6 protein-coding genes and 1 pseudogene are annotated in these 6,825 nt (G+C 63.5%); 4 read left to right on the top strand and 3 right to left on the bottom strand.

Annotated elements, in window-relative coordinates:
- Positions 1–121 precede the first annotated feature (121 nt).
- Positions 122–565: a hypothetical protein gene (locus P9236_RS25745; protein WP_278077445.1), complete on the bottom strand. Its 444-nt coding sequence runs from the start codon at positions 563–565 to the stop codon at positions 122–124.
- 124 nt (positions 566–689) lie between these two features.
- Between P9236_RS25745 and P9236_RS25740 the strand changes: the two genes are divergently transcribed.
- Positions 690–1,049 (top strand): hypothetical protein, encoded by a 360-nt coding sequence (locus P9236_RS25740; RefSeq protein WP_278077444.1) that lies wholly within the window; start codon positions 690–692, stop codon positions 1,047–1,049.
- A 98-nt stretch (positions 1,050–1,147) separates the two neighbouring features.
- Here P9236_RS25740 and bhcR read toward each other — a convergent pair whose 3' ends face one another.
- Positions 1,148–1,969 (bottom strand): HTH-type transcriptional regulator BhcR, encoded by an 822-nt coding sequence (gene bhcR, locus P9236_RS25735; RefSeq protein WP_278077450.1) that lies wholly within the window; start codon positions 1,967–1,969, stop codon positions 1,148–1,150.
- Positions 1,970–2,171: 202 nt separating this feature from the next.
- On the opposite strand from bhcR, the gene gcl reads away from it, so the two are divergent.
- The 3 genes and pseudogenes from gcl to P9236_RS25720 form a co-directional block, all read left to right on the top strand.
- Positions 2,172–3,953, top strand: coding sequence for a glyoxylate carboligase (gcl, locus tag P9236_RS25730; protein WP_278077443.1), 1,782 nt, complete (start codon positions 2,172–2,174; stop codon positions 3,951–3,953).
- Between the two features lie 26 nt (positions 3,954–3,979).
- Positions 3,980–4,777, top strand: coding sequence for a hydroxypyruvate isomerase (gene otnI, locus P9236_RS25725; protein ID WP_278077442.1), 798 nt, complete (start codon positions 3,980–3,982; stop codon positions 4,775–4,777).
- A gap of 177 nt (positions 4,778–4,954) precedes the next feature.
- A pseudogene (locus P9236_RS25720) lies at positions 4,955–5,845 on the top strand (2-hydroxy-3-oxopropionate reductase); the annotation flags it as partial.
- Positions 5,846–5,899: 54 nt separating this feature from the next.
- Here P9236_RS25720 and P9236_RS25715 read toward each other — a convergent pair.
- Entirely contained in the window at positions 5,900–6,757 is an 858-nt protein-coding gene (locus tag P9236_RS25715; RefSeq protein WP_278077439.1) for an RNA methyltransferase, read from the bottom strand.
- Positions 6,758–6,825 lie beyond the last annotated feature (68 nt).

Below are 6,825 nucleotides of genomic sequence, written 5' to 3'. Positions count from 1 at the left end.
GGGGTGGGTCGCTTCAACATGACCCAGTGAATCAAAAACCCCCAGCAAAAGCCAGGGGTTTGTCAGCAGTCTGAGGGGCTGCGCGCAGCCCCTTTTTCTTTCGTTCGAGCGTACGTTAGAGCTAAGTCTTCGTGCCGGAGTCTAGGATCGGCAGTCCGGCCGTCCGGCAAGCTTCGCCGACGACAAGCCGCGCGCTCGGCGAATCGTCACCCTTCGCGACGAGTTCGAAGCTGCTTCCGGCGTCCGGGTAGATCTTGGCCACGAAAGGCTCGCTTGCGCCATTGCCGCCGGACGGGCGCCTGGCGTTGACATAGCCGCAGATCACGATCTCCCGACGGCCGTCCAGTGTCCGCTCGCCGGCCAGCATCGTCCCGAATTTGGCGGCCGAAGGATCCTGCAGGCGCTGGCGGACGCCGGTGGTGATGATTTCCTCCAGGGCAAGTGAGATCGGAATGGGCGAGACCGGAACGGAATTGACGCGTTGGCCGCCGGCATCCGGTCGGGGTGCCGCCGCCACGCATCCGCAAAGTGAAGCGGCGAGCAAGAGATGAACCGTTTTCCGCATCCGAGCCCTTTCGCATGCATTGGAATGCCGCGGCAAGACGGTCGGGTTCATGAAGTCGCCGGTGTACAGCGATTTTGCGAGCGTCTAGTCTGGGTCCTCGATGGCTGATCGAGGGGAGGGACTGTTGGACGAGCGGGATCCAAAGGAAGACCTGATCGAGCCGGTTTTTCGCAACGGCACGGTCACCACCGTTGGTATTCTGCTGGCTTTCTCGCTGGGCTTCATCACCCATTGGGCGGCAAACCCGATCCCCTGGCAAACCTATCATCTTGTCGCCGTGGTGCCGATCCTGATCGGCATTGCCTTGCAGATGCGGGCGCTGGCCATGCTGCTCGACACGAAGTCGCTGCAGCGGTCGATCTATGCGCGCGCCAACCGCATCTTCATCACCGGCCTCGTCTTCACGGCCGGCGGCGTCGGGCTGGCGATACTGCTCGATTTTTTCGACATAGCGGCCAAGAGCGCCTTGCCGGGCGCCTCGTAGAGCAGTTCATCGTTTCACGGAAACGATGAACTGCTCTAACTATTTGTTTTTACGCAATTCCGGACGGAAAACCGCTACACACTTATCCTGGAATTGCTCTAGTACGCTTTCACGCCGCCGATCATCTTGGTCACCTCGGCCGCGGCCTCCCGCACCAGCGGGCCGATCTCGGCCACGCGCTCCGGCGTCACCCGCACCGTCGGTCCGGAAACGGAAACGCCGCCGATCGGCTCGCCGAATTCGTTGAAGATCGCCGCGGCCACGCAGCGCATGCCGGGATGGCGTTCCTCGTCGTCCACCGACCAGCCGCGATGCTTGATGGTCGCCAGATCGTGCGCCAGCGCCGAAATGTCGGACAGCGTCTTGTCGGTGTAGCGCTGCAGGCCTGCCTTGCGCAGGATGGCCGCGACGCGGTCCGGCTCGAGATGCGCCAGCACCGCCTTGCCGATGCCGGAAGCATGGAATGAACTGCGCGTGCCCGGCCGGAAGAAGGCGCGGATCGCCTGATGCGTCTCGACCTGGCTGACAAAGACCACGCAATCGTCTTCGGCGACACCGAGATTGGCGGTCTCGCCGGTCTTTTCCATCAGTTCCTGCATGACGATGCGAGCGCGGTCGACCAGCTTTCTGCGGCGCAGGAAGGCCGCACCCATGCGGTAGGTCTCGACGCCGATCGACCAGAGCTGGTCGGTAGTATCGAACTCGACCATGCCGTGGTTTTCCAGCGTCGTCAGCATGCGGTAGGCGGTGGAGGCGGCAATGCCGCTGCGCGCCGCGATCTCGCTCAAGGACAGGCCGCTGGCGTCGGCGACGATCGCCAGGATGCGCAGCGCCCGGTCGAGCGATTGCACCGAAGCTGCCTCCGACGGCCCGTTGAAAGCGCGCGGCCGCCCGCGCTGGCGCTTTTCCATGGTTTCCATGCCCTGCATTGTGGCCGAATTCCTGCCAAGCACAATGAAAAAGTTTTTCACCGCTTCCCGGAGCGATTTTCTGGAAAACGAAAAGCAGAGTGGAATCAGTGCATAAGAGCAGTTTTCTAGAAATGAAAAAATATTCTGAAAAAATTGAAAAATCGGGAGCAGGCTGGCATTCTCAAGCCAACCAATGAAATGGAGGCTGGACATGGCCAGGATGCGCGCTGTCGACGCTGCGGTTCTCGTTCTCGAAAACGAAGGCATAACTAATGCCTTCGGCGTGCCGGGCGCGGCGATCAACCCGCTCTATTCGGCGCTGAAGGCGCGCGGCACCATCCGCCATGTTCTCGCCCGCCACGTCGAGGGCGCTTCGCACATGGCCGAAGGTTTTACCCGCGCCAAGGCCGGCAATATCGGGCTCTGCATCGGCACCTCCGGTCCGGCCGGCACCGACATGATCACCGGCCTCTATTCGGCATCGGCGGATTCCATTCCGATCCTCTGCATCACCGGCCAGGCTCCGCGCGCGCGCCTCAACAAGGAGGATTTCCAAGCCGTCGACATCGCTGCGATCGCCGCACCCGTCGCCAAATGGGCGGTCACCGTCATGGAGCCCTATCTGGTGCCGATGGCGCTGCAGAAGGCATTCCATCTGATGCGCTCCTCGCGACCGGGACCCGTTCTGATAGACCTGCCGCTCGACGTGCAGCTTGCCGAGATCGAGTTCGACATCGACGCCTATGAGCCGCTTGCCGTCTTCAAGCCGGCGATGACACGTGCCCAGGCCGAGAAGGCGTTGGCGATGCTGAATGAAGCGGAGAAGCCGCTGATCGTCGCCGGCGGCGGCATCATCAATGCCGACGCTTCCGATCTGCTGATCGAATTCGCCGAGGTCACAGGGGTGCCCGTCATCCCGACGCTGATGGGCTGGGGCGCGATTCCCGACGACCACCGGCTGATGGCCGGCATGTGCGGCCTGCAGACCTCGCACCGCTACGGCAATGCGACGATGCTTGAGGCCGATTTCGTCTTCGGCATCGGCAACCGCTGGGCCAACCGTCACACCGGCTCGGTCGACGTCTACACCAGGGGGAAGAAGTTCATCCATGTCGACATCGAGCCCACTCAGATTGGCCGCGTCTTCGCGCCGGATCTCGGCATCGTCTCCGATGCGGGCGCGGCGCTGAAGATCCTGCTCGACGTCGCCACCGAGTGGCGGACGGCCGGCAAGCTGCGCGACTGGTCGGGCTGGGCCAAGGAATGCCAGCAGCGCAAGAAGACCATGAAGCGCAAGACGCATTTCGAGCAGGTGCCGCTGAAGCCGCAGCGCGTCTATGAGGAGATGAACAAGGCTTTCGCCCGCGACACCACCTATGTCACCACCATCGGCCTGTCGCAGATCGCCGGCGCGCAGTTCCTGCATGTCTACAAGCCGCGCAACTGGATCAATTGCGGCCAGGCCGGGCCGCTCGGCTGGACGTTGCCGGCCGCGCTCGGCGTGCGCGCCGCCGATCCGGATCGGGACATCGTCGCGCTCTCCGGCGACTACGACTTCCAGTTCATGATCGAGGAACTGGCGGTCGGCGCGCAGCACAAGCTGCCCTACATCCACGTCGTCGTGAACAACGCCTATCTCGGCCTGATCCGCCAGGCGCAGCGCGGCTTTTCGATGGACTACGAGGTGAGCCTCGCCTTCGAGAACGTCAACCGCGCAAACGATCCCGATGCCGGCTACGGCGTCGACCATGTAGCGGTCGCCGAGGCGATGGGCTGCAAGGCGGTTCGGGTGCGCAAGCCGGAAGAGTTTGCCGGCGCCTTTAAGGAGGCGCAGCGGCTGATGAAGGAGCATCAGGTTCCGGTCGTTCTCGAATTCATCCTCGAACGTGTCACCAACATTTCTATGGGCACGGAAATCGACAAGATCACCGAATTCGAGGAGCTTGCCGAACGCAACGAAGATGCTCCGACGGCCATCATGATGTTGGATTAGGTCCGGCGGAAAGAAGGAGAAAAAGAATGCCGCGTTTTTCAGCCAATCTTTCGATGCTCTTCGGCGAGCATGAGTTCCTCGACCGCTTCGATGCGGCCGCCCGCGCCGGCTTCAAGGGCGTCGAATATATCGGGCCGTACGATCATGCGCCTGACGTCGTCGCCGCGCGCTTGAAGAGGAACGGCCTGACGCAGGTTCTTTTCAACTTGCCCGTCGGCGACTGGGCGAGGGGCGAGCGCGGCATTGCCGTGCTCCCTGATCGCGTGCCGGAATTCCGCCAGGGCGTCGCCAAGGCGATATCCTATGCGCACGCGCTGGGCTGCGAGCAGATCAACTGCCTTGCCGGCATCGCGCCGCAGGGCGCCGATTGCACCGTGCTCGAAAACGTCCTTGCCGAAAACCTCGCCTTCGCGGCCGAGAAGCTGGAGCAGGCCGGCATCAAATTGCTGATCGAGCCGATCAACACCCGCGACATTCCCGGCTTCTTCCTGAGCCATACCGATCAGGCGCTGGCGCTAATCGACCGCATCGGCTCGAAGAACCTGTTCCTGCAATACGACGTCTATCACATGCAGATCATGGAGGGGGATCTCGCCCGTACCATCGAGGCAAACCTCGGCCGCATCGCGCACATCCAGCTTGCGGACAATCCCGGCCGCCACGAGCCGGGGACGGGCGAGATCAACTATCCCTTCCTCTACGCGCATATCGATCGGCTCGGCTATTCCGGCTGGATCGGCGCCGAATACAAGCCGAAGGCCGGCACGGAAGCCGGGTTGGGCTGGTTCCGCAAGTTTGCCGGGCAGGGGAGTGCGGCGGCGTAGGCGATTTCCGAGAACGGCCGGCGCTGCCCCTCACCCTTACCCTCTCCGCGTGACGGACGGGGAGAGGGCGCGCGGGCGCTGGAGCGCGTCCTTCTCCCCGTCACTATACGGGGAGAAGGTGCCGGCAGGCGGATGAAGGGCAGCGTTAGCCTCTGAAATAATCGGACAAAGGAGCAAAACATGGAAACCATCGGCTTCATCGGACTGGGTATCATGGGCGCGCCGATGGCGGGGCACCTGCTCGATGCCGGCTATCCGGTCGTTGCCAGCGATCATCGCTCGAAGCCGCCGGCCGATCTCGTCGCCAAGGGGCTGAAGACCGTGACCGGCCACAATGCCGTGGCCAAGACCGCCGACATCGTCATCACCATGGTCCCCGACACGCCGCAGGTGGCCGACGTGCTGTTCGGCGAGAACGGCGTCGCTTCAGGTTTGTCGAAGGGCAAGCTCGTCATCGACATGAGCTCGATCTCGCCGATCGCCACCAAGGAATTCGCCAAGAAGATCAACGATCTCGGCTGCGATTATCTCGACGCGCCGGTGTCGGGCGGCGAGGTTGGCGCCAAGGCGGCCTCGCTCACGATCATGGTCGGCGGCGAGGAAGAGGCGTTCGAACGCGCCAAGCCGGTGTTCGAGAAGATGGGCAAGAACATCACGCTGGTCGGGCCGAACGGCGTCGGCCAGACCACCAAGGTCGCCAACCAGATTGTCGTGGCGCTCACGATCGAGGCGGTCGGCGAAGCCCTTGTTTTTGCTTCAAAGGCGGGCGCCGATCCGGCCAAGGTCCGGCAGGCGCTGATGGGTGGTCTCGCCGCCTCCCGCATCCTCGAAGTGCATGGCGAGCGCATGATCAAGCGCACCTTCGCGCCGGGTTTCCGCATCGAACTGCACCAGAAGGACCTCAACCTGGCGCTGGAAGGGGCGAAGGCGCTCGGCGTTGCGTTGCCCAACACCTCGACAACGCAGCAACTGTTCAACTCCTGCGCCGCCAATGGCGGGGCCAAGGAGGATCACTCGGCGCTGGTCAGGGCGCTGGAGAGGATGGCGGGGTACGAAGTGGGTGAATAGTGAATAGTCAATGGTGAATGGTCGGGGCGCGCCGTTCCATTCACTATTCACCATTCATTTCTCCAAAAACTTCCTCGCCGCGTAAAGGCTCACCGCCGCCGCGTTCGAAACATTGAGCGAGCGTATGGCGCCCGGCATGTCGAGGCGGGCGAGCGCGGTCACTGTCTCGCGCGTCTTCTGGCGCAAGCCCTTGCCTTCGGCGCCCAGCACCAGGGCAATCTTGTCGCCGGCGAAGGTCTTTTCGAGTTCCGCCCTTCCCTCGGAATCGAGCCCGATCGTCTGGAAGCCGGCCTCGTGCAGCTGGCCGAGCGCGTCGGCGAGGTTCTTCACCTCGATCTGGTCGATATGTTCCAGCGCGCCCGAAGCCGATTTCGCCAGCACGCCCGATTCCTGAGGGCTGTGGCGCGCCGTGGTGATCAACGCACCGGCCCCGAAGGCGACCGCCGAACGCAGGATCGCGCCGACATTGTGCGGGTCGGTGACCTGGTCGAGCACCAGCACCAAATTCGTGTCGCCCAGCGCGTCGAGCCGCTTGGGCTTCAGCGGCTCGGCCTCGATCATCACGCCCTGGTGTACGGCGTCCGAGCCGGTGATCCTGTCGATATCCTTCGGCTCGACCAGCTCGGCCGTGAAGGGCAGGACGCCGAGATCGGCGATCGCCAGACGCTCGGCCGCGTTGCGCGTCACCAGCATTTTTCTGATCTTGCGCCGCGGATTGTCGAGCGCGGCCCGCACTGTGTGCAGGCCGTAGAGCCGTACCAGCCCGTCGGCGGGGCCTTCGCCCGCCGGCACCGGCTGGCGCGGGCGGAACGCCGGCGCGCCGCCGGCCTTCTGGTCGCGATGCGCGCGCCTCAGTTTGGCGTAGTGGGTATCCTTGCGCGTGCCCGGCTTGTTGCTTTTGTTGTCGCTCATGCCGGCCTCTATAGCCGTCCCGTCCGGCTAAGGATATGGGCTGCCACGGCGAATACCGAACATCCTCG

Origin of the sequence: Mesorhizobium sp. WSM4884, from assembly GCF_029625675.1 — a bacterium.
Classification (GTDB): domain Bacteria; phylum Pseudomonadota; class Alphaproteobacteria; order Rhizobiales; family Rhizobiaceae; genus Mesorhizobium.
This window is presented reverse-complemented; position numbering and strand designations above follow the sequence as displayed.

Coding starts and splice junctions, on each gene's coding strand:
- bhcR (WP_278077450.1), bottom strand. CDS start 1,969: ATGGAAACCATGGAAAAGCGCCAGCGCGGGCGGCCGCGCGCTTTCAAC.
- gcl (WP_278077443.1), top strand. CDS start 2,172: ATGGCCAGGATGCGCGCTGTCGACGCTGCGGTTCTCGTTCTCGAAAAC.
- otnI (WP_278077442.1), top strand. CDS start 3,980: ATGCCGCGTTTTTCAGCCAATCTTTCGATGCTCTTCGGCGAGCATGAG.
- P9236_RS25715 (WP_278077439.1), bottom strand. CDS start 6,757: ATGAGCGACAACAAAAGCAACAAGCCGGGCACGCGCAAGGATACCCAC.
- P9236_RS25745 (WP_278077445.1), bottom strand. CDS start 565: ATGCGGAAAACGGTTCATCTCTTGCTCGCCGCTTCACTTTGCGGATGC.